A 22,332-nucleotide genomic window follows, 5' to 3' on the forward strand; every position below is an offset into this window, starting at 1 on the left:
GAGAAATCTTGAACGCCCTGCGGCGGATCAGTCCTTACGGAAGATCAGGCTGGCGCCCCAGCCGGTGATGACGGCGAGAGCCACGGCCGCGCAGCCGTAAAGGATCGGCTGATTGTGCGCCGCATCTGTGATCGTCTGTTCGATACCGGTCTTGATCACCCTGAGCGGCAGCGATTTGTCGGTGACGAAAAGGCCGCTCTTGAACAGATAGGCGCGCACCGTGTGCACCCCGTTCGGAATGTTGGCCGGCAGGCGCAGGCTCGCCTTGAAGAGGTTGGAGGAAACGAACCGCACGCCGCTGGTGTTCCGGTCATAGAGGCCGCCGCCCTGTTGCAGCCGCCGGAAGGCATCGCGGAATTCGCCGAGATTGCTGCCGTCGCCGACGAAGCCGACCGGCGTCAGCGGAATATGATCGATGCCGATCCCCTGATCGGTCAGCTCGAGCGGCGTCGTCAGATCGTCGGTCATGCGCGAGCTCGACATCGAATAGGAATGCGGCACCGCCTCGAAGGTCATCGAGCGTGTATTCACCCAGATGCCGAAGACCCGTTCCTTCCTGCGCACCGTCGCATCCTCGCGCGGGCCTTCCAGCACCACGACCACGTCATATTGGCCGATGGCGAGCAGCAGCTGGTCGGTGTTCGAGAGCGCCCCGAAGATTGTCAGATCGGCGCCGTGGAAATCCGAAGTGATGGCGATTTCGCTGGTCGAGGTGCCGATTTCCAACCCTTCACGCACCGCTTCCGTCGCCTGGCCCGGCAGCCATTGCGCTCCGGCAGTCGCCGGCAGCAGGCAAAACAGTGCGATGATGAAGGCCAGCAGGCGCATCAGTTGCCCGCTCCCATGACCACCGAATAGACGTCGGCCGGTGTCACCACCAGCGCGACCGCAAGACGCAGGCCGACGGCGAGCACCAGCAGTCCGAGCAGGGCGCGCAGCTGTTCGCCGCGCAGCTTCTGGCCGACCCGCACGCCGTATTGCGCGCCGATGACACCCGCCACCATCAGGATGAAGGCGAGCACGATGTCGACGGAGAAGTTCGTCGCCGCCTGCACGATCGTCGTATAGGCAGTGACGAAGATGATCTGGAACAGCGAGGTGCCGACGACGACATTGGTCGGGATGCGCAGCAGGTAGATCATCGCCGGCACCATGATGAAGCCGCCGCCGACACCCATGATCGAGGTGAGGATGCCGATGGCAAAGCCGAGGGCGACGACCGGGATGACGCTGAGATAGATCTTCGATTTCTTGAAACGCACTTTGAGCGGCAGTTTGTGCACCCAGTGCTGGTGGCCGGGTTTGCGCGGCGCCGGCGGCTCGTTGCGCGCTGCCCGCCGCATCGCATTGATGCTTTCGAGCAGCATCAGTCCGCCGACGGTGCCGAGGAAGATGACGTACATCAGCGAGATGATGAGATCGAGCTGGCCGACCCGGCGCAAAAGCGAAAAGATCCAGATGCCGACCGTGGCGCCCGATAGGCCGCCCAGCAGCAGCACCGTGCCGAGCTTGACGTCGAGCGTGCCGCGCCGGAAATGGGTGATCGCGCCCGAGATCGACGACGCCACCACTTGGTTGGCGCCGGTCGCGACCGCGACGACAGGGGGAATGTTGTAGAAGATCAGCAGCGGCGTGATGAGAAAGCCGCCGCCGACGCCGAACATTCCAGACAGGAATCCGACGGCCGCCCCCATGCCGAGAATGATGAAGATGTTCACCGACAATTCTGCGATGGGCAGATAGATTGTCACAGCTGACCCCGAATGATGACCGCTCCTGCCGGGCGGTTTCTGTCACGTCCCCGTTCGAATGCGCACCATACTGTGAAATCGTTGCCAGAGGCTTTCGATCGGGCCTGATTGGCGAAGAGATCGGCGGCAGAGGATTCGCCGGATGCGCGGATCGATATGTCCGGGCATAATCCGGCTTTTTTCAGGTTTTGTGACAGGCGGCGGAAAAATTGGAAGAAGCCTTGCGGCATAGTCCGCCAGGCCCTTCAGATTGCCCAAAGCTGAGATATGAGACGATCCCGCGTCGATGCGACGCGCTTAGATTGCCTTGCTGCCCTGCTTGTTGCGTTCGAGCAGCGCCTTCACGGTTGCGTCGGTCACCTTGCCGTCCGGCTCCTGGCCGACCGACTTCTGGAAGTTCTTGATCGCGGTCACGGTCTTCGCGCCCATTTCGCCGTCCGGCGCGCCGGCGTCGAAGCCGTTATTGTTGAGGATCGCCTGGATGTTGCGGATTGCCTTCTTCATGTCGACGGTCGCCGTCTTGGCGCCGGTGCCGGCCCATTCGTCGGGGATGTCGATGGCGTTGGTGCGGTGGTCGAGCGGCTCCGGCTTCCACAGATCGGCCTTGGCGCGCGCCCGTTCGAGCTGATCGGGCTTCATGGCGTTGGCCACTTCGTCGCGCTTCTGCGCCGCATCCTTGTCGCCGGCCTTGGCGGCAATCGCAAACCACTTGTAGGATTCTTCGAGATCCGCCGGCACCCCGTTGCCCCTGGCGCAGAGGATCGCCAGGTTGAACTGGCTGTCGGTGATGCCGAGATTCGCAGCCTTGGTGAACCACGAGGCGGCCGTCGCATAATCCTGCTGGCCGAGTGCGCCGGAGGCGTAGAGGACGGCGAGATTGTGCATGGCGCTGGCATTGCCCTGGTTTGCCGCCTGCTCGTAGAAGCCCTTCGCCTTGGCGATGTCGCGCTCGACGCCGTTGCCCTTCTCGTACATGCTGCCGAGCCGGTACTCAGCAGGCGCAAAGCCCTTGTCGGCCGAAAGCTGATACCAGCTTGCCGCCTGCTTCTGATCGACCGTCATGCCGTTGCGGCCGTCCGAATAACGCGCGCCGATCTCGAACAGCGCCAGCGCATCGCCGCCGCTTGCCGCATCGGCCAGCGATTTCGGCTGGACGGTGTCGGGAATGGTGATGGCGGCCTGCGGTGCAGGTGCGGGAACGAAGCCCGATGTCTCCTGTGCCGCGCCGGATGGAGCAGGGGGGGCAAACGTCGCAGCCCCTTCGCCGTCGAGCGGTGCTGCGTCGGTCAGATGCTCGCCGGCAACCGGCGGGGCTGCTTCCGGCTGCGCCTGTTCGCCAGCCGGAGGCGTAGCCTCCGCTGCCGGCGCGGTCGTTCCGATGGCTGCGGCGTCCGGCTGGGCGGGGATCGCTTCCGGCACAGCAGGCGACGGGTTTTCCGTCGCCCCGCTCAGCGCCGAGACTTCGGCTGGCGCCTGCGGTGCGCTCTCGCCGCTCGTCAGCGTCCGGGCAAGCGGAAAGGCCATGATGGCGAGCAGCACCGCGCCGACCGCCAGCAGGATCGGCCGCCGGTAGCGCGAAAAGGCGCTGGTCTTGCCCGTCTTGTCAGACGTCTTGCCAGCCTTGCCGGCGGTCGCGCCTTTCTTCTCGGGCTTGACGGCGGCCTGCTTCGGATTGGCGTCCACCTCCATCGCGGCCGCCTGCGCCGCACGGCGGGCGGCGGCGATGTAATCGGCCCGGTCGGTTTCGCCGGCAGGTTTGCCGCGCGCCGCACTCTGGCTGGCGCGAACCCGTTCCAGGATCTTCTTCACGTCAGGTGTGCCCGAGCCCGGCTCGAGCAGTTCGTTTGCGGCATCCGTCGGCACCACGTCGGCGGGGTCGATCGACGGCGCGGGGTCGATCATCGGGCGTTCGCTCGCCCGGCTCTCGGTTTTCTTGGCCGGCAGCAGCCGCTTGCCGAGGCTGGCGAGCAGGCTGACCTTTGACGGCGCCGGAGCCGCTGCCGCAGCCTCCGTCGTCCGGGTCGCGGCTTCGATGGCGATCACGCTCGTTCCGCTCATGGCGCTGGTTTGAGCCGGGGCGGCAGGTTCGGCTGCGACCTCGGCCGTACGGATCACCGGAGAGGCCTTCAGCGTTGCGGCTGTCTCCGCCGCCCTGTTCATCTCCGCTTCGGCCACCATCAGCGCGTAGGGATCGACATCGAAATCGACCTCGGCCACCGGCATCTGGGCGAGCGGCCGCCCGCGCTCTTCCATGCCGTCGAGGCGGTCGGCGATATGGACCAGCGTCTCGTGCAAAGCCTTGAAAGTCTTGTGCGTGCGCTCCTCGCTGTCGCGGCTGAGATCTTCGAGGTGGCGCAGATCTTCGGCAAGTGCCGTCAGCGCCGACATGTCGGCGGGTGCCACGGCGCCCTGCGGGCCGCCATGGCGCGAATAGGCTTCGACGACGGCTTCGGCCGCCTGGCGTGCGGCTTCGATGATATATTCGTCGCTCGTCGCCATATAGTCTTCGATCGCGCCCATGCGACGGTCGAATTCGGCAGGCATCGCAGCGCTTTCGCGCGGCTCGCTCATCAGCGCCGAAAGATGGGCGATCTGGTCTTCGAGGTTCTTCAGCGCCCGCGGATCGGTCGGCGCTGCGGATGTGCTCTCTTCCAGCCGGGCGGCGATGTCGCTCAGTCGTCCTTCGAGGCGCCGGAAGGCGCCGTCGTCGACCGCAGCGGCCGGCACCGGCACTTGCTGCTGATGCGCCATCTCGTCGATACGCCGGGCGAGATAGTCGAGCCGCTGCGCCAGCACATCGTTGACGGCGCCGTTCTCAAGCGCGTCGATCTTGCGGGAAATGTCCGACAGCGTACCGGTGAGGTCGGGCTGGGGCGCAGCCTTCTGCGTGCGCTCCAGCAGATAGGAAAGATGTTCCAGCCGTTCGTCGAGCCGCGACGTCGCTTCCGCATTCGCCAACTCCTCGACGCGTCCGGTCAGCGCCTCCAGCCGCATCGCCAGCTCGTCGGCCGGCGTTGCACGGCTGGCCGCATCATGGCTCATCAGGTCGATCTGATCGGCGAGCGCCGAAAGCCGGCTTTCCAGCCGCTGCATCAGCGCCGGATCATTCGCGGCAGCCGCGCGTCCGCTGGCTGCGATCGCCCGGCTGATCTCGTCGAGCCGCATGTCCATGGCGGCGAACTGTTCGGACATGACCCGGTCGTGCGGCTGGATCATGTTGCCGAAATGCTCCATCGCCGTGGCGATGGAGATGAGCTTGTCTTCCAGCGCCCGCACGGCCGGGCTTTCGCCCATGCCGCCGATGTGGCGCTTGATGTCGTCGAGGCGATAGGCCAGCGAAACCAGCTCTTCCTGCAGCCCCTCGGTATCGAGTGCCGCAAGCCGGCTCTCGACGCCGTCCCAGCGGTTTTCCATATGGCGCAGCGAATCCTCGCGCGCCAGCCCGTCCATCAGCGAGCGCAGCTCCTCGAAATCCTCGCGCAGGCCGGCGGCCTCCGGGCCGCTCGAGCGGCCGGTCAGCTGGGTGATGCTCTGGGCAAGGCGGCCCATATCGGCGCGCATGTCGTCGGCGAAACGGCTGTCCCCGGCATTTTCCTTGATCTCGCGCAGCTCGGCGCGCAGCGTATTCATCTCGCGGGTGACACCCTCGGAAATGTCGCGCTTCAGGTCCTGCCGCAGATTGACGAGCGCCTGGGCGATCTCCGTCATCGTGTCGTCACCGGCGCGGAAGGCGGGCGCCGGCACTGGGGCGGCGCGTGGGGCGGGTTCACGTGAGAGCGGGGCCTGCTCACGTGTGTAGGGCCGCTCGCGGCCGGCTTCGAGGGCGCGCTGGCGCTGGCGGATTTCGGCGAGCGGATCTGGCCGCGGCTCGGGCGGGGCCTTTGCGGGCCGCGGAGCATAGGAGCCGGCATAGGGATCGCGCTCGGGCGTTGCCGTGCGCGGCCGCTGTTCGCGCCCGGTGCTGCCCATCAGCCCCTCGATGCGCGCCTCCAGCCCTTCGATCGTGCGGTTCAGCGCATCGAGCGAGGTCCTGTCGGACTGTCGGGAAGGATTTGATCGCGATCCGTTCATCTTCTTGCTCGCTTCGACTGCTCGACCCCTCGTCAGAGCTCGATCTTTGGCTTTTCCGTCTGCTGCCCGCGCCTTTGCGCGAACCGGAGCGCACCATTCATAAGAAGTTAGTCAATTAGACTTTCCTCAAGCTGAACGATGTAGCGGCATCCTTAAGGAACGCGAGACTGGGGCAAGGAATGCGGATCGCTACTGCTCAATCCGCACCTTTCACGAAACGTGGTAAACAAGCCGTTAATGTCGCTGAGAATTTTTTAACGTTTGCGGCCCAAACGCCGTTTTTGACGGCAATTGCCGTTCAATTCGTCAGATCGGATGGCGCCGCCACGATCAGGCCGGACGCGGATATTGCAGCTCGATCTTCACGCCCTCGGGGCCGTAGACGAAGACCTGACCGAGATCGGTGTCGGGAATATCGTAATATTCGTAGCGATAGCCGCTCGCCTTGATGCGTTCCAGCGCCGGCCCGAATTCGTAAAGGCTGAAGGCGACATGGTTGAAGATGCCGGGCGGAAAATCGGTGCTGCGCGATGTCAGGCTGAGATGGATGACCGGGCGTTCGTCCAGATAGAGCCAATGGCCGGGCGAGGCGAAGGGCGGCCGATAGCCTTCCCTGACACCGAGCAAGGTTTCGAGAAAACTGATCATGACAGGCGCATCGCGGGTTTCGATGGTGACGTGGTCCAGGCGCGGCATCGGTTTCCTCCCAGCCAGCTCAGAGGACGAAACATAGTGCGTTTGATGCCGCCGCGAAAGTTGCCTTCTCCGGCGGCGGCGCGCTGATCTAGCTCAGAAGCTCTCCGTCCACGGCCGGACTTCCACCTCCAGCGACCACGCGCTGCGGTGCTGGCGAAGCACGTCGACATAGGTCTGGGCGATCGCCTCCGGCAGCAGCGTGCCGTCGGGCTTCTCCGCCCGATCCGGCCGGATCTGCGAGCGCACTGCGCCGTCGATGACGAAATGCGCGACATGGATGCCCATCGGCCCCAGTTCGCGGGCAGCACTCTGGGCAAGGCCGCGCAGCGCGAACTTGCCCATCGCGAAGGGCGCCGATTGCGCAAAGCCCTTCACGCTTGCCGAGGCGCCGGTGATGAGGATGGCGCCGCGGCCGCGCGGGATCATCCGCTGTGCTGCCTGCTGCACCACCAGGAAACCGCCGAAAGCGGTGGTCGCGATCGCCTTCTCGACTTCGGCGGGATCGAGTTCGGCGAGCGGCCCGCGCAGGCGGGCGCTGGCATTGAAAATCACCACGTCAGGCCCGCCGATGGCGGCGGCAGCCTCTTCGAACAGGGCTGCGACGCTCGCCGGCTGCGAGACGTCGGCGCTAAAGGCGCTGGCGCGGGTCTCCTCGATGAGCCCTTGCAGCTTTTCGATATTGCGGGCCGCGAGCCCGACCTTGACGCCCTGCGCCGACAATTGCCGGGCGAGCGAGGCGCTGATGCCGGAGCCCGCGCCGACGATGAGGGCACTCTCATAGGGAAAATCGGTCATGATGTCGTCCTCGATGGATCGTCGCAATCACGTAGGAAGTTCGAACGGCCGGCGCCACCGCTCGACCGGAATTTCAGTGCGCCGAATCGATCGAATAGGCGCTGATGCGTGAGAGATGGATGAGGGAAAGACCGGTTTCCCCGGCCCAGTCGTTGAAGGTCTGCTGGATCAGTTGCTGGTCCTTCTTCGTCGTGCCGGAGGAGGAGAGCGGCACCCCGGCCGATCGGAGGCAGGTGAGCACATCCATCGTTCCGATGAAGCTGTCGCGGCCGATGCCACGCAGGAAATATTGTCCGGTCATGCCGCCGAGCCGGCTGCCGCGTTTGCTCAAGAGGTCGAGAAGGCCGATCTGGTCATCCCGTGGCCAGTCGGCGAAGAAGACGCCGGCGCTGCCATATTCCTTCGCCAACGCCCTGACGAAGGCGGCATTGGCGCGAACCGACATGATCTTGGCGCCGTTGCGGATGATCCGCTCATCCGAGGTCAGGGCATGCCAATAATCGTCGGGTGCGATATTCAGCGTCGCCGGATCGAAACCGGAAAATGCCGCCTCGAAACCCGGCCACTTCGCATCGATCACCTTCTGGACGAAACCGCTGTAGAAGACCCGCCGGGTCATATCCGCCAGGATGCGATCGTCGGGCATGGCGCGCAGCCGCTCGTGATCCGGCCGGTGATTCTGCAGCAGGGCCTGCAACGCGGCCGCTCCGCCCTTTCGTTCCTCGGCACGCTGCCTTATCGCCTCGAAACTGATCATGCAGCCCTCCTGAAGCATTGCCCGATTGCGGCTTGAACGACGCCTCCGCTTATACGCCTTTCCCAGATGGACAACGAAGATGAGATGGCGTCTCCTCCGCGCACGTCATGGCCCACGGATTCGTGCTCGTGAATTTTTTCACGAAAAGACGGCCAAGGTGCAAAATTTGACGTTTACGCAAACGTCAATATTTTGTAAGACAGTGCCCGAGGCCGGGGCGATCCGGTCAGCCGAATGGGAGGAATTCGAGAGATGCCAGTCTACAAGGCCCCGGTGAACGATACGCTCTTCGTCCTGAACGACGTGCTGGGCCTCGAACGCTACAACAATCTGCCGGGTTTTGCCGACGCGACCCCCGATATGATCGAGGCGATCCTCGGCGAGGCCGGAAGGGTTGCCGAGGAAGCGCTCTTCCCGCTGAATTATTCCGGCGATCAGGAAGGCTGCACGCGCCACGACGATGCCAGCGTCTCGACACCGAAGGGTTTCAAGGAAGCCTATAAAGCCTATCGCGAGGGCGGCTGGATCGGCCTTGCGGTGCCGGAGGAATTCGGCGGGCAGGGACTTCCCTACACGCTGCATACCGCCGTTGGCGAATATACCTCCGCCGCCAACATGTCGTTGATGATGTATCCCGGCCTGACGCAGGGCGCGATCGCCGCGATCCTCGTCCACGGCAGCGACGAGCAGAAGGCCACCTATCTGCCGAAGATGGTGGACGGCTCCTGGTCCGGCACCATGAACCTCACCGAGCCGCATTGCGGCACCGATCTCGGCATGCTGCGCACCAAGGCGGTGCCGCAGGCTGACGGCAGCTACAAAATATCCGGCCAGAAAATCTTCATCTCTGCCGGCGAGCACGACCTGACCGACAATATCGTCCATCTGGTGCTGGCCCGCATCGAGGGTGCGCCGGAGGGTACCAAGGGCATCTCGCTCTTCATCGTTCCGAAATTCCTCGTCGGCAAGGACGGCGCGCCGGGCGCCCGCAACGCCGTCTCCTGCGGCGCGATCGAGCACAAGATGGGCATTCACGCCAACGCCACCTGCGTGATGAATTACGACGAGGCGACCGGCTTCCTGATCGGCGCCGAAAACCGCGGCCTCAACGCCATGTTCGTGATGATGAACGAGGCCCGCCTGATGGTCGGCCTGCAGGGCATAGCCATTTCCGAGATCGCCTATCAGAATGCCGCCAGCTACGCCCGCGACCGCATCCAGGGCCGCTCGCTGTCCGGCCCCAAGGCGCCGGATAAGAAGGCCGACCCGATCATCGTCCATCCGGATATTCGCCGGACGCTGATGACCATCCGCGCCTTCAACGAGGCCGGCCGCGCCTTCCTGCTCTGGACGGCGCTGAAGTCCGATATCGCCCACCGCGCCACCGATGAGAAGGAGCGCCAGACGGCCGACGATATTCTCGGCCTCGTCACCCCGATCCTCAAGGGCGTGATGACCGACAAGGGCTTCGATCATGCCGTCATGGCCCAGCAGGTCTTCGGCGGCCACGGCTATATCGAAGAACACGGCATGAGCCAGTATGTGCGCGATGCCCGTATCGCCATGATCTATGAAGGCGCCAACGGCATCCAGGCGCTCGATCTCGTCGGCCGCAAGCTCGCCTTGAACGGCGGCCGCGCCGCCATGGCCCTCTTCAAGGAGATCGGCGATTTCTGCGAGGAAAACCGCAGCAACGAAAAGCTCTCCTTCTTCACCAAGCATCTGAAGAAGGGCTTGAACGACGTCCAGGGCGCGACCATGTGGTTCATGCAGAACGCCATGGCCAAGCCCGACAATGCCGGCGCCGGCTCGACCGACTACATGCACCTCTTCGGCCTGGTCGTTCTCGGCTATATGTGGGCGAAGATGGCGAAAGCCGCCGAGGATGGCCTTGCATCGGGCGATGCGGCCCGCGAGGATTTCCTGAAGAACAAGCTGGTCACCGCCCGTTTCTTCATGGAACGCCTGATGCCGGAAACCGCCCTTCGCAAGGCCCGCATCGAAGCCGGCGCCGACACGATGATGGAACTGGCCGCCGAAGCGTTTTAAGACGAATTCCCTCTTCTCCCCAGCGGGGAGAAGATGCCCGGTAGGGCAGATGAGGGGGTGAGCGACAAAGGAGCGAGCAGCCGCGCGCAAGCAAGCTCGAGTTTGTCGCTCCGGCCCTCACATCCGACCTCTTCGAGGCTACCTTCTTCCGCCGGGGAGAAGAGAAAAGACACGAATTCACCGGCGCCGCCGCGCCGTCAGGGAGATGAGATATGACCGAGGTTTTCATTTACGACCACGTGCGTACGCCGCGCGGCCGCGGCAAGAAGGACGGCGCCCTGCATGAGGTGCCATCCGTCCGCCTCGCGGCAAAGACGCTGGAAGCAATCCGCGACCGCAACGGGCTTGATACATCGACGGTCGACGACATCATCATGGGCTGCGTCGATCCGGTCATGGATGCCGGCGCCGTCATCCCCAAGGCCGCCGCCTTCGAAGCCGGTTATTCCACCAAGGCGCCCGGCATGCAGATCTCCCGCTTCTGCGCTTCCGGCCTCGATGCCGTCAATTTCGGTGCCGGCAAGATCGCCCAAGGGGCCGACGACATCGTCATCGCCGGCGGCGTCGAAAGCATGTCGCGCGTCGGCCTCGGCATGTCCGGCGGCGCCTGGTTCATGGACCCTTCGGTGAATTTCCCGGCCTATTTCATGCCGCAGGGCGTCTCGGCCGATCTCATCGCCACCAAATACGGTTTCAACAGGACCGATGTCGACGCCTATGCGGTCGAGAGCCAGAAGCGCGCCGCCCATGCCTGGGAAAAGGGCTGGTTCGACAAGTCGGTCGTTCCGGTCAAGGACCAGAACGGACTGACGATCCTTGATAAGGACGAGCATATGCGCCCCGGCACCGACATGCAGGCGCTCGCCTCGCTCAATCCATCCTTCCAGATGCCCGGCGAGATGGGCGGCTTCGAGGCCGTCGGCATCCAGGCCCATCCGGAGATCGAGCGCATCAATTATGTCCATCATGCCGGCAATTCCTCCGGCATCGTCGATGGCGCCGGCGTCGTGCTGCTCGGCTCCAAGGCCGGCGGCCAGAGCATGGGGATCAAGCCGCGCGCCCGCATCAAGGCTTTCGCCAATATCGGCTCCGATCCGGCCCTGATGCTGACCGGACCCGTCGACGTCACCGAGAAGCTGCTGAAGCGGACAGGCATGAGCCTTGCCGACATCGACCTCTTCGAACTGAACGAGGCCTTCGCCGCCGTGGTGCTGCGCTACATGCAGGCCTTCGAGATCGATCACGACAAGATCAACGTCAATGGCGGAGCCATCGCCATGGGCCATCCGCTCGGCGCCACCGGCGCAATGATCCTCGGCACCGTGCTGGACGAACTCGAGCGCCGCGACCTCAACACCGCGCTGGTGACGCTCTGCATCGGCGCCGGCATGGGCACGGCAACTGTCATCGAACGCGTTTGATGGGATAGCCCTCTCCACAAGGGGAGAGGGCTCCACGGCAAAAGAATTCAGGGAGAGGAATTCCCAAGATGAGCACCTACACCAATTTCACGCTCGAAACCGACGCCGACGGCATCGCTCTCGTCACCTGGGACATGCCCGGCAAATCGATGAACGTCTTCACCGCCGAGGCGATGGCCGAACTCGACGCCATCATCGACGCCACGACCGCCGATGCCGCCGTCAAGGGTGTCGTCTTTACCTCGGGCAAGTCCTCCTTCTCCGGCGGTGCTGACCTCTCGATGATCAAGTCGATGTTCAGTTCCTATCAGGAGGAGAAGGCAAAGAGCCCGGAGACGGCGGTGCAGAACCTCTTCGGCCTGGTCGGCCGCATGAGCGGCCTGTTCCGCAAGCTCGAAACATCGGGCAAGCCCTGGGTGTCCGCCATCAACGGCACCTGCATGGGCGGCGCCTTTGAATTGTCGCTCGCTTGCCACGGCCGCGTTGCCTCCAATGCCAAGAGCGTCAAGATCGCGCTGCCCGAAGTGAAGGTCGGCATCTTCCCCGGCGCCGGCGGCACCCAGCGTGTGCCGCGGCTGGCGAACGCCCAGGATGCGCTGCAGATGATGACGACGGGCCAGTCGCTGACCGGCTCCCGCGCCAAGGCGATGAACCTCGTGCATCAGGTGGTCGAGCCGGATCAGCTTATCCCCGCCGCCAAGCAGATGATCAAGGATGGCCTGAAGCCGGTCGCCCCCTGGGACGAGAAGGGCTTCAAGGCGCCCGGCGGCGGCATCTGGACGCCAGCCTCCGCCCAGCTCTGGCCGGCGGCGCCGGCGATCCTGCGCCGGGAAACATCGGGCAATTATCCGGCAGCGCTTGCCATCCTGAAATGCGTCTATGAAGGCCTGCAGGTGCCGTTCGACACCGGCCTGAAGATCGAGCAGCGTTATTTCACCGAGGTGCTGCAGACCCGCGAAGCCTTCTCGATGATCCGTTCGCTGTTTATCTCCATGCAGGAGCTCGGCAAGGGCGCCCGCCGCCCGGCAGGCATCCCGAAGACCGAGCTGAAACATGTCGGCGTCGTCGGCGCCGGCTTCATGGGCGCCTCGATCGCTTACGTCACTGCCGCCGCCGGCATTCCCGTGACGCTGATCGACCGCGACATCGAAGCGGCGACCAAGGGCAAGACCGTCTCCGAAGGATTGGTCAAGGATTCTGTCGGTAAGGGACGTCTTACGCAAGACGAGGCAGCCGCACTGCTCTCCCGCATCACGCCGTCGGCCGATTATGCCGACCTCGCCAATGCAGATCTCGTCATCGAGGCGGTGTTCGAGGATCGCGAAGTGAAAAAAGCCGTCATCGAGGCCGTGGAAGCCGTGCTGCCGGAGGGCGCGATTTTCGCCTCCAATACCTCGACCCTGCCGATCTCGGGTCTTGCGAAGAATTCGAAACGGCCTACCGATTTCATCGGCATCCACTTCTTCTCGCCTGTCGAAAAGATGATGCTGACGGAGGTCATCCTCGGAAGCGAAACCGGCGACAAGGCGCTGACCGTTGCTTTGGATTATGTCGCCGCCATCAAGAAGACGCCGATCGTCGTCAACGACACCCGCGGCTTCTTCGTCAATCGCTGCGTGCTGCGCTACATGTCGGAAAGCTACGACATGCTGATCGAGGGCGTGCCGCCTGTGATGATCGAAAACGCCGCCAAGATGGCCGGCATGCCGGTCGGTCCCTTGGCGCTGAACGACGAGGTCGCCATCGACCTTTCGCTGAAGATCCTCAAGGCGACGGTCGCCGATCTCGGTGAAAGGGCCATCGACCCCAGGCATATGGACCTCATCTCCCGCATGGTGGAGAAGGAGGGCCGTTTCGGCCGCAAGAATTCCAAGGGCTTTTACGACTATCCGCCGAAGCCGGCGAAGAAGTCGCTCTGGCCTGATCTCAAGACGCTCTACCCGCAGAAGCCGGCGGATGAAGTTGATGTCAACGTCCTGAAGCAGCGCTTCCTCGTCACCATCGCGCTGGAAGCCGCCCGCACCGTCGAGGAAGGCATCGTCACCGATCCGCGCGAGGCGGATGTCGGTTCGATCCTCGGCTTCGGCTTCGCGCCCTATACCGGCGGGGCGCTGAGCTATATCGACGGCATGGGTGCCAAGACCTTCGTGGAGCTGGCCGAAAAGTTAGCTGGTGCTTACGGAAATCACTTCCAACCGACGCCGCTGTTGAAGGACATGGCCGCCAAGGGCGAGACCTTCTACGGGCGGTTCGATCCCTATGCGAAGGTCGGGCAAGCGGCGTAAGCCGTCCTTTCCCCTTGTGCCGCGGCGCCCGCTCTGGCCTGCCGCGGCACAACGTTAGAGAACGCTTGACCCGCTGAACTCGACTTTTCCTTGTTGCGGCCTTGCCACGGACACAATTCCCGATTAAACGTTCACGCATCGATCTTGCTAGATGAACTTTGAAACGGCGCTAGCGTCGTTCCTGGCGAACTTCCTCCAAAATCGGTTTTCATCGCCGCTTGGGCATCTGTCCGGGCTGCATTCTTCTATGAACGATTCGAAAAGGATATCGTCATGAGCACTGGTACCGTAAAGTGGTTCAACGCAACCAAGGGCTTCGGCTTCATTCAGCCGGATGACGGCGCAGCCGACGTTTTCGTCCACATCTCCGCCGTTGAACGCGCTGGCATGCGTGATCTCAAGGATGGCCAGAAGCTGTCTTACGAGCTCGTCCGCGACAACAAGTCCGGCAAGATGTCGGCAGACCGCCTCCAGGCGGCCTGAGCCTTTAAGGCTTTGAATATCATCTCCGGATCGTGACCACGGATGTACTGGCACGGTTCGTTGAGATAGCAGGGAAGGTCGGGTTAGCCCGGCCTTTTTTTGTTTGTGGCTGGGGGATGCTGTACCCTTTCCCAAGAAATACATCCGCGACACCCCCTCTGCGGCCACAGCACGACCTCAAAGAATTTTTCGCACCACCAACTGAATTCGCCGCCAGCGACAACAAGCCTCGCAAGGCAGCTAAACCACTCAACCTCCACCCGTCTCACCACCTTCCAGCAGCTCCATCACCCGCGCCATCACCGCCCGCGCCGCATCGAGCTCGGCTGCCGTAAACGCGGCACCCAGCCCGTCCGCCCATCCGGCCTGCGCGATCTCGATGACGCCGAGCCGTGCGGCCCCTTCCGCCGTCAGTCGCACCAGTTTGGCGCGCTGGTGCTGCGGGTTGTCGGCATAGGCGATCAGCCCTTCGCCCTCCAGCACATCGGCAAGCCGTTGCACGCCCTGGCGGGCGAGGCCGAGGGCGCGGGCGATCTGCGCCACCGACATGTCGCCGCGCCGCGCTGCGGCCAGCACCTGCCAACGTGCGCTGGTTTGTCCCGCCGGCTTTGCCAGCTGGTCGCCGGCCGCCGTCAGATGGCCGGCGAGGCGAAGGGCGGTGATCGCGAAAGCGGAAAAGGCATCCCCTTCCATCGTTCGCTCCGGTCGATTTTGTTTGACAACATGTTGTCTATTTTGTATCTCATCCATAATGACAACATATTGTCATATTGGAATGGCAAAGGCAACGCCGAGGGAGGAGAGCGCCATGAAGAAAACCTACAGAGGAAGCTGCCATTGCGGCAAAGTGCACTACGAGGTGGACATCGACCTTGAGGAAGGCACCGGCCGCTGCAATTGCTCGATCTGCACCAAGCGCCGCTATTGGGGCGCCAACGTCAAGCCGGAGGATTTCCGGCTGATGTGCGATCCGGTGGAAACGACCGATTACCAGTTCAACACCATGAGCGGTCATCACCGCTTCTGCCGCACCTGCGGTGTGTCAGCTTTTGGCGACGGTTATGTCGAAGCGATCGGCGGCGCCTATGTCTCGATCAACATCGCCTGCCTCGACGATGTCACCCCTGAGGAACTGGCAGCACTGCCGGTCCGTTATTACGACGGCAGGCACGATGCCTGGTGGAACGAACCTGAAGTGACGCGTTATCTCTGAAGCAATTCCAGCAAGACTGCGCAGCAGTTTTGCCGGAGTTGCGCAAACCGAGAACCATCTCTGTCGGATCGTCGTCCTCCCCTTCGTCCTCTGTCCATAACGGAGAAGGAGAACTGATGTGAAAGACGAAGCGAGTGCCAGGATCGAGGAAGAGGCGATCATCGCCATGCTGATGATGCGCGCCAAGGCGCTGGGCGAAAAGAATGCCAAGGACGCGCTTTCTTACGAGGTGGAGGATTCCGTCGAGTTTTCGCTGGCGCCGCCGCTTGCCTATTACGGCCAGGACGAGGCGGGTCTGCAGGCCTGGTTCGATACCTGGGAAGGCCCGATCGGCGGCGAGGTGCGCGATGCCAAGCTGACGGCCGGCGAAGATGTCGCTTTCTGGAGCGGCCTCATGCGCATGACGGGAACCAAGACCGATGGCGCTGAAGTCGATCTCTGGTTTCGCCAGACGCTGGGCCTCGTCAAGCGGGATGGCCGCTGGCTGGTCGCCCACCAGCACGCCTCGGTGCCCTTCGCCATGGATGGCAGCGGCCGGGCGCTGCTCGATCTCAAGCCCTGAACTGCGTCCTCAGGCGGCGCTCTCCGCCACCCTGCGCCGGTCGGCGCGAATGCTCAACAGTCCGGCGCCCATCAGCAGCAGGATTGCCGTCGCATAAATGTCGGTTGTCAGCGCGTAACCGGCTGATTTCGCCAGGAACCCGGCAAGGATCGCCGGCAGGCTGAAGGCGAGGTAGCTCTGCACGTAGAAGGCCGACAGCAGCCCGGCCCGCTCGTCCGGTTTGGCGAGGGGCATGATCGTGCCGATCGAGCCGAGGAAATTGGTGCCGAAACCGGCGCCGGTAAAAATCGTGCCGATGAGCAGCAGCGGCACATTGGCGAGATGCACGCCGGCAACGACGGTCAGGATGCCAAGCGTCTTGGCCGACACGCCGAAGCCGAGATTGGCCGAGGCCGTCTTGCTGCGCCTGAGATAGACGGCGATCGCCCCGCTCACCATCAATGCGGTGACGACGGCCCCGCCCGTCAGCGGCGCCCGGCTGCCGGTGGTGGTGGCGACCAACGACGGCACCAGGGAGAGATAGAAGCCGGCAAGCGTCCAGTTGGCGATGTTGATCGGCGTCACCAGGGAGAGCGGCCGTTTCACCTGCAGCGGAACGGTGACCCGTGGGATCAGCGAGCCGAGCGCGCCGGGTCGCGTTGCCCCGCTCTCGCGCGTCAGCCAGATGGCGGCCGCCTGCAGCGTGAAGGCGACAAGCAGCAGCGCATAGACCAGATGCATCGGGAAGGGGCCGTATTGGATCAGGGCGCTGGTGCCGACCGCGCCCACCGCCATGCCGGAAAGCGGCGCAATCGAGTTGACGATCTGGCCCTTGGCCCGGTCGACATCGACGAGCGCCGCTCCGAGCGAAGCGCCGGCGATCCCGGTCGCCAGCCCCTGGACGATCCGCGCCGCAATCAGCCAGCCGGGGCCGCTGGCGACGACGAAGAGGCCCATGGCGATGATTTCGAGCACCAGGGCGAAAAAGATCACCGGCTTGCGGCCGAGATGATCCGAGATCGAACCGGCAGTCAGCAATGCCGCCAGCAGCGCGAAGGCGTAGACCGCGAAGATCACCGTGATCAGCACCGGCGAGACGGAGAAGTTTTCCTGGTAGATCCGGTAGAGCGGCGTCGGCGCCGCGGAGGCGCCGAAGAAGGTGGCGAGCGTCAGCGCATGAAAACCGATCGAGGGGCGCGGCGAATTCTCTGTGGATTTGGCGACGGCGACCATATATAAGCCCCTTAAAGCTAAACCATTGCTTTAGCCTATGTAGAGCCGGCATTTTGTAAAAGCAAATTATTTGCATTAATAGGTCTGTCAAAGATTTTGAACCATCGGCGTAAAAGGGGGAAAGTTGCGCGCATGACAGTGAAAGAGAATCTCCGTCCGGGCGGCCGAAGCGCGAGGGTCCAGGCATCGGTGCACAAGGCGGTGCGTGAGCTGATGGCCGAGATGAGCCGTGCCGATGTGACGATCCCGCTGATCGCCGGCAAGGCGGGGGTGACGCCGTCGACCATCTATCGCCGCTGGGGCGACCTGCAGGAACTTCTCGCCGATGTCGCCGTCGATCGGCTGCGGCCGGATATGCAGCCGGTCGATGCCGGCAGCGGCAGAGCCGATCTTCAGGCCTGGGCCGAGCAATATGCCGAGGAAATGTCCTCCGGGCCGGGCCGCGAGATGATCCGCGACGTGCTGGCGGCGCAGGCCGGCGCAAATGCCTGTAAATGCGCCGAGTTTACCCGCCAGCAGATCGGTCTCATCGCCGAGAGGGCGAAGGCTCGCGGCGACGCCTTTCCGGATGTCGACCGGGTCATGGACCAGGTGGTGGCGCCGATCATGTACCGCATCCTGTTCGGCGATGTGCCGGATGCAGCACGCGTGCGCGATCTCGTCGCCCGTGTCATGGGCGCGGCGCTGTAAGCGGTCTCTTACTCAGCGGCGGCGCGCTTGAGGCCTGATATCTGGGTGATATAGGCGCGCAGCGCCGCCGGCCGCACGGGTTTGTGCTGAACGGCGATGCCGTATCGCTCGGCCTCGCTGCGCACCTCCGGCGTCCGGTCGGCGGTGATCATCAGGGCAGGGATATCGGCGCCGAACTGCCGGCGCAGATGCAGGATGGCGGCTATGCCGGTGCCGTCGCCGAGATGATAATCGGCGATGACGATGTCAGGCGGTCCTCCCTGGCCGTCGCTTGATATCACGTCGGCGAGGCAATCCAGCGCCTCCACCTCGCAGCCCCAGCCGCTGATCAACAGCCGCATGCCTTCGAGGATTTTCGGCTCGTTGTCGATGCAGAGGATCTTCAGTCCGCTCAGCGGCTGCCCCGGACGGTCGGCGGGCGTGACGGCCGCTGCGGCCGCGGCCGGGCGCGAGACGTCGAGCGGCATGGCGATGCGGAATTCCGTGCCCTTGCCATGGGTCGACTGCAGTTCGACCGGATGGTTGAGCACCCGGGCGATGCGGTCGACGATCGATAGGCCGAGCCCCAGGCCCGAGGCGGTTTTGGCGCCTTCGTCCAGCCGCGCGAATTCCTTGAACACCGTGCGGAATTTCGACGGCGGAATGCCGATGCCGGAATCGATCACCTGGATGATCACCTGGTTGCCGCGCCGCCGCGCGCCGACCAGCACCTTGCCGGTGATCGTGTATTTGATGGCGTTGGAGACGAGGTTCTGCACCAGCCGGCGCAAGAGGTTGGGGTCGGAGCGGACGCGCAGCGACGTCGGCATGACCACCAGTTTCAGCTGTTTTTCCCGCGCGATCGGCGCAAAATCGGTCTCGATCCGCTTGAGCAGGTCGGAGAGCGCGACGGCGGCGAGCCGCGGCCGCATGGCGCCGGTGTCGAGCCTTGAAATATCGAGCACCGCGCCGAGAATGGTCTCGACCGATTCCAGCGCCGAATCGATGTTGCGCACGATCGGGCTGTTGTCGGATTGCGCCATGCGCTCGACCAGCGCCGAGGAATAAAGCCGGGCGGCATTCAGTGGCTGCAGGATGTCGTGGCCGGCGGCCGCAAAGAAGCGTGTCTTGCCGATATTCGCCTCGTCGGCGGCGGCGCGTGCCTCGCCGAGTTCGCGGTTGACGCGGGTCAGCTCGGCCGTGCGTTCGGCGACGCGCTGCTCCAGCGTCTCGTTCGCCTGTTTCAGCGCCTGGTCGGCAGTGACGCGCTGAGTAATGTCGGTAAAGGTGGCGACGATGCCCTTGTCCGGCATGGCGTTGGAGCGCACCTCGATGATCCGCTCGCCGCCGTCAAGCACCAGCGAAAAGGGTTTGTCGAGCGTCAGGAAATGCCGCACCGTCTGGCTGAGATCGCCGGGCGCGATATCGCCGCGCTGGCTGAGCGTGGTGACGATCTCGGACAGGGGAAAGCCGACCTGCCCGGCGCTTTCCGGCAGATCCAGCAATTGCCGGAAGCGCCGGTTCCAGATCGTCAGCCGGTTGGAACTGTCGAAGACCGCAATGCCCTGGTCCATCTGCGACAGCGCCGTCTGCAGCATGTCCTGGTTATATTGCAGCGCCTCGCTCGCCTGGTCGAGCAACCAGGCGGTATCGGAAGAAGCATCTTCGATCTTCTGCAGGATCAAGGACAGCACCAGCCGGGCCGAGGACGAGCCGATGGCGCTGCCGAGCAGCTGTTCGCTGAAATGGATGAGCGCCATATCGGCCGGCTGCTCGTCCTCCAGCTTGCGGCCGGAGCTTTGTTCATAGGTGGTGAACGAGCGCTGCATGCGCTCTTCGCCGAGATAGCGCGAAATCGCCGCTTTGAGGTCGCCGACGCTGATACGGGTCTTCCAGCCGCGCGTGGCAAATTGCGAGCGCGAATGCCGCTTGACGAAGATGCCGGCCTGAATGCGCTCCAGCGGCCTGGCATTGCGGGTGAGCGAACCGACGATGAAGAAGGCGGTGTTGACGAGCAGGCTCATGACAGTCGCATTGACGAGCGGATCGGCATCGGCTGCGGTGAACAAGGTGGTCCCGGGAAAGATGAAGCCGAGCACGGCGCTCGCCACATAGGAATAATCGGGCCCGCCGAGCGAGGGCAGGAACAACAGGTACACCCAGATGATGAAGCCGGAGGAAAGCCCCAGGATCGCGCCGCGCGCATTCGCCCGCCGCCAGATCAGCCCGCCGAACAGCGCTGGGGCGATTTGCGCGATCGCGGCAAAGGAAAGCAGGCCGATCGAGGCAAGGCCGGCGGTGCTGTCGGTCGAACGGTAATAGGCATAGCCGAATAACAGCACCGCGAAGATGGCGCTGCGTCGGATATTGAGCAGCGTCTTGGCGAAATTGTCGCGCAGACTGGCGCGGCCGGCGAGTTTGCGCCGGAGGAAAATCGGCATGATGATGTCGTTCGACACCATGATCGACAGCGCCACGGAATCGACGATGACCATCGCGGTTGCGGCCGAAAAGCCGCCGATGAAGATGATCAGCGAAATGACGGGCATCTGACCGGCAAGCGGTAGCGACAGCATGTAGAAATCGGCATTGCCGGCGCCGCCGAAGGTCAAGAGCCCACCGATCGCCACCGGCAGGACGAAGAGATTGATGGCGATAAGATAGGTGGGAAACAGGAATCCGGCGAGTTTCAGCTGTTTCGGCGTCCGGTTTTCGACAACGGTCACATGGAATTGCCGCGGCAGCAGGATGATCGCGAAGGCCGACAACAGGATCAGGGTGATCCAGCGGCTGATCGGCGTATGGTAGCTGAGCGCCGACATGACCAGTTCGTTGTCGACGGTCTTCTGCCAGAGATCGGTCGGGCCGTCGAAGAGAAACCAGATGACGCAGACGCCGGCCGTCAGGAAGGCGACGAGCTTGACGACGGATTCCATCGAGACGGCGAGGATCAAGCCGTCCTGGTGTTCGGTCGCATCCGTATGCCGCGTGCCGAACATGATGGCGAAGCAGGCAAGCACCAGCGTCGCGAGGAGCGGCAGGTCGAGGAAGTAGAGATTGCCGCTGCCGATGCCGTAATCGGACGGATTGACCATGGCGCTGACGGTGCTCGAAATCGCTTTCAGCTGCAGCGCGATATAGGGAATGGCGCCGATCAGCGAGATCAGCGCGACGATCGTGGCGACCGTCGGGTTCTTGCCGTAGCGCGCGGCGACGAAGTCGGCCACGGAGGTGAGCTTTTCCGCCTTGGCGAGCTCGATGATGCGGCGAAGCAGCGGCATGCCGAGCGTGAAGACCAGGATCGGGCCGATATAGATACCGGCAAATTCCAGCCCCCGCTGCGCCGCAAGCCCGACACTGCCGAAATAGGTCCAGGAGGTGCAGTAGATCGCAAGGCTCAGCGCATAGACCACCGGCCATCCGCCTTCCAGCGTGCCCGGGCCGAGCATGCCTGGGCTGCGGTTCTTGCGGTCGCCATAGCTTGCCACGGCAAAAAGCAGGAGCAGATAGCCGAAGGCAGACGCGAATATGACCCAGCCTGGAAGCATTGACCCTCCGCCGGCGGAAACCCGCCGGGACCTCCCGCAACATTGGTCAGCTTAAGTTATTTCAGACGCTTTGAAAATTCCCGGCCATCTAGGCCTTAAGTCATAGGCCGCGAAGGGTATCGGCGAATAATTGCGATTGCCGATTGATGAATTGCAATGAAGGTGCAGCTACTGCATAATTCCTCAAATCGAAATTGATTAAGAATAAATTGTGCGTCAATTCAAAGCGTTGCAGCCTCCTTCACGAGGCTGAAGAGAGGCGTGACGCTGTAATAGACAGTTGCATATCTTTGAGTTGCATCGAAGGGAGACGGATCCGATGCTCAATGAGTTCAAGGCCTTTATCGCCCGCGGCAATGTCATGGATCTTGCCGTCGGCGTCATCATCGGCGGCGCCTTCGGCGGCATCGTCAAATCGCTGGTCGACGACCTTATCATGCCGATCGTCGGCGCCATTTTCGGCGGCTTCGATTTTTCGAATTATTTCCTGCCGCTGTCGTCGGCCGTCAACGCGCCGTCGCTTGCGGCCGCCCGTGCGCAGGGAGCGGTGTTTGCCTATGGCAGTTTCCTCACCGTCCTCATCAATTTCCTGATCCTCGCCTGGATCATCTTCCTGATGGTCAAGGGCGTGAACATCCTGCGTGCCCAGGTCGAGCGCCAGGAAAAGGCCGCACCGGAAGAGTTGCCCCCGCCGCCCGCAGACGTGCAGCTGCTGACCGAAATCCGCGATCTGTTGGCCAAGCGCCCGACGGCTTGATCGGCTGGAGCCCGTCCGTTCCGGCCGGGCTCATTCATCACCAAAATCGATATGCCATCACTG

At 63.4% G+C, this 22,332-nt stretch carries 17 protein-coding genes; 8 read left to right on the forward strand and 9 right to left on the reverse strand.

The window, feature by feature from the left end; translation table 11 throughout:
• Positions 1-27 precede the first annotated feature (27 nt).
• The 6 genes from NE851_RS12925 to NE851_RS12950 all read right to left on the reverse strand — a co-directional run bounded on the left by NE851_RS12925 (position 28) and on the right by NE851_RS12950 (position 8,070).
• Positions 28-828 (reverse strand): TIGR02186 family protein, encoded by an 801-nt coding sequence (locus NE851_RS12925; RefSeq protein ID WP_047617015.1) that lies wholly within the window; start codon positions 826-828, stop codon positions 28-30.
• On the reverse strand, positions 828-1,751 hold the full coding sequence (locus NE851_RS12930) for a sulfite exporter TauE/SafE family protein (RefSeq protein ID WP_047617014.1): 924 nt from the start codon (positions 1,749-1,751) through the stop codon (positions 828-830). Before NE851_RS12930 ends, NE851_RS12925 begins: the two co-directional genes overlap by 1 nt.
• A gap of 297 nt (positions 1,752-2,048) precedes the next feature.
• A complete protein-coding gene (locus tag NE851_RS12935) occupies positions 2,049-5,822 on the reverse strand; it encodes a peptidoglycan-binding protein (protein WP_097594920.1) in 3,774 nt (1,257 codons plus the stop codon).
• A 330-nt stretch (positions 5,823-6,152) separates the two neighbouring features.
• A complete protein-coding gene (locus NE851_RS12940) occupies positions 6,153-6,518 on the reverse strand; it encodes a VOC family protein (protein WP_063473923.1) in 366 nt (121 codons plus the stop codon).
• Between the two features lie 93 nt (positions 6,519-6,611).
• Positions 6,612-7,313 carry an SDR family NAD(P)-dependent oxidoreductase gene (locus NE851_RS12945; RefSeq protein ID WP_097594919.1) on the reverse strand — a complete coding sequence of 234 codons (702 nt, stop codon included), beginning with the start codon at positions 7,311-7,313 and terminating at the stop codon, positions 6,612-6,614.
• Between the two features lie 73 nt (positions 7,314-7,386).
• On the reverse strand, positions 7,387-8,070 hold the full coding sequence (locus NE851_RS12950; RefSeq protein ID WP_097544981.1) for a DNA-3-methyladenine glycosylase I: 684 nt from the start codon (positions 8,068-8,070) through the stop codon (positions 7,387-7,389).
• Between the two features lie 252 nt (positions 8,071-8,322).
• Here NE851_RS12950 and NE851_RS12955 point away from each other — a divergent pair, with 252 nt between their 5' ends.
• From NE851_RS12955 to NE851_RS12970, 4 genes are all read left to right on the forward strand, one after another.
• Entirely contained in the window at positions 8,323-10,119 is a 1,797-nt protein-coding gene (locus NE851_RS12955) for an acyl-CoA dehydrogenase C-terminal domain-containing protein (protein WP_028756808.1), read from the forward strand.
• Between the two features lie 212 nt (positions 10,120-10,331).
• The gene (locus NE851_RS12960) at positions 10,332-11,540 is read left to right on the forward strand and encodes an acetyl-CoA C-acetyltransferase (protein ID WP_028756809.1); all 1,209 of its coding nucleotides are present in this window, start codon (positions 10,332-10,334) and stop codon (positions 11,538-11,540) included.
• A 68-nt stretch (positions 11,541-11,608) separates the two neighbouring features.
• Complete coding sequence (locus NE851_RS12965) at positions 11,609-13,825, forward strand: 3-hydroxyacyl-CoA dehydrogenase NAD-binding domain-containing protein (RefSeq protein WP_028756810.1); 2,217 nt, start codon at positions 11,609-11,611, stop codon at positions 13,823-13,825.
• A 273-nt stretch (positions 13,826-14,098) separates the two neighbouring features.
• Entirely contained in the window at positions 14,099-14,308 is a 210-nt protein-coding gene (locus NE851_RS12970) for a cold-shock protein (protein WP_003545273.1), read from the forward strand.
• Between the two features lie 249 nt (positions 14,309-14,557).
• Here NE851_RS12970 and NE851_RS12975 read toward each other — a convergent pair whose 3' ends face one another.
• Positions 14,558-15,058 (reverse strand): MarR family winged helix-turn-helix transcriptional regulator, encoded by a 501-nt coding sequence (locus NE851_RS12975; RefSeq protein WP_028756811.1) that lies wholly within the window; start codon positions 15,056-15,058, stop codon positions 14,558-14,560.
• A gap of 58 nt (positions 15,059-15,116) precedes the next feature.
• Between NE851_RS12975 and NE851_RS12980 the strand changes: the two genes are divergently transcribed.
• Positions 15,117-15,521: a GFA family protein gene (locus NE851_RS12980; RefSeq protein WP_028756812.1), complete on the forward strand. Its 405-nt coding sequence runs from the start codon at positions 15,117-15,119 to the stop codon at positions 15,519-15,521.
• Positions 15,522-15,639: 118 nt separating this feature from the next.
• A complete protein-coding gene (locus NE851_RS12985) occupies positions 15,640-16,083 on the forward strand; it encodes a nuclear transport factor 2 family protein (RefSeq protein ID WP_028756813.1) in 444 nt (147 codons plus the stop codon).
• Positions 16,084-16,092: 9 nt separating this feature from the next.
• On the opposite strand, the gene NE851_RS12990 is transcribed toward NE851_RS12985, so the two are convergent.
• Complete coding sequence (locus NE851_RS12990) at positions 16,093-17,295, reverse strand: MFS transporter (protein ID WP_183908496.1); 1,203 nt, start codon at positions 17,293-17,295, stop codon at positions 16,093-16,095.
• A gap of 132 nt (positions 17,296-17,427) precedes the next feature.
• On the opposite strand from NE851_RS12990, the gene NE851_RS12995 reads away from it, so the two are divergent.
• The gene (locus NE851_RS12995; protein WP_097594915.1) at positions 17,428-17,985 is read left to right on the forward strand and encodes a TetR/AcrR family transcriptional regulator; all 558 of its coding nucleotides are present in this window, start codon (positions 17,428-17,430) and stop codon (positions 17,983-17,985) included.
• A gap of 8 nt (positions 17,986-17,993) precedes the next feature.
• Here the strand turns inward: NE851_RS12995 and NE851_RS13000 are convergent, their stop codons facing one another.
• Positions 17,994-21,512: a PAS domain-containing hybrid sensor histidine kinase/response regulator gene (locus NE851_RS13000; protein WP_028756816.1), complete on the reverse strand. Its 3,519-nt coding sequence runs from the start codon at positions 21,510-21,512 to the stop codon at positions 17,994-17,996.
• A 319-nt stretch (positions 21,513-21,831) separates the two neighbouring features.
• Here NE851_RS13000 and mscL point away from each other — a divergent pair, with 319 nt between their 5' ends.
• Complete coding sequence (gene mscL / locus NE851_RS13005; protein WP_028756817.1) at positions 21,832-22,269, forward strand: large conductance mechanosensitive channel protein MscL; 438 nt, start codon at positions 21,832-21,834, stop codon at positions 22,267-22,269.
• The last annotated feature ends 63 nt before the right edge of the window (positions 22,270-22,332 follow it).

This window comes from Rhizobium anhuiense bv. trifolii, from assembly GCF_024346605.1.
Classification (GTDB): Bacteria; Pseudomonadota; Alphaproteobacteria; order Rhizobiales; family Rhizobiaceae; genus Rhizobium; species Rhizobium anhuiense.

Coding starts and splice junctions, on each gene's coding strand:
- NE851_RS12960 (WP_028756809.1), top strand. CDS start 10,332: ATGACCGAGGTTTTCATTTACGACCACGTGCGTACGCCGCGCGGCCGC.
- NE851_RS12980 (WP_028756812.1), top strand. CDS start 15,117: ATGAAGAAAACCTACAGAGGAAGCTGCCATTGCGGCAAAGTGCACTAC.
- NE851_RS12940 (WP_063473923.1), bottom strand. CDS start 6,518: ATGCCGCGCCTGGACCACGTCACCATCGAAACCCGCGATGCGCCTGTC.
- NE851_RS13000 (WP_028756816.1), bottom strand. CDS start 21,512: ATGCTTCCAGGCTGGGTCATATTCGCGTCTGCCTTCGGCTATCTGCTC.
- NE851_RS12965 (WP_028756810.1), top strand. CDS start 11,609: ATGAGCACCTACACCAATTTCACGCTCGAAACCGACGCCGACGGCATC.
- NE851_RS12950 (WP_097544981.1), bottom strand. CDS start 8,070: ATGATCAGTTTCGAGGCGATAAGGCAGCGTGCCGAGGAACGAAAGGGC.
- NE851_RS12945 (WP_097594919.1), bottom strand. CDS start 7,313: ATGACCGATTTTCCCTATGAGAGTGCCCTCATCGTCGGCGCGGGCTCC.
- NE851_RS12990 (WP_183908496.1), bottom strand. CDS start 17,295: ATGGTCGCCGTCGCCAAATCCACAGAGAATTCGCCGCGCCCCTCGATC.
- NE851_RS12925 (WP_047617015.1), bottom strand. CDS start 828: ATGCGCCTGCTGGCCTTCATCATCGCACTGTTTTGCCTGCTGCCGGCG.
- NE851_RS12995 (WP_097594915.1), top strand. CDS start 17,428: ATGACAGTGAAAGAGAATCTCCGTCCGGGCGGCCGAAGCGCGAGGGTC.
- NE851_RS12935 (WP_097594920.1), bottom strand. CDS start 5,822: ATGAACGGATCGCGATCAAATCCTTCCCGACAGTCCGACAGGACCTCG.
- mscL (WP_028756817.1), top strand. CDS start 21,832: ATGCTCAATGAGTTCAAGGCCTTTATCGCCCGCGGCAATGTCATGGAT.
- NE851_RS12970 (WP_003545273.1), top strand. CDS start 14,099: ATGAGCACTGGTACCGTAAAGTGGTTCAACGCAACCAAGGGCTTCGGC.
- NE851_RS12955 (WP_028756808.1), top strand. CDS start 8,323: ATGCCAGTCTACAAGGCCCCGGTGAACGATACGCTCTTCGTCCTGAAC.
- NE851_RS12975 (WP_028756811.1), bottom strand. CDS start 15,058: ATGGATGAGATACAAAATAGACAACATGTTGTCAAACAAAATCGACCG.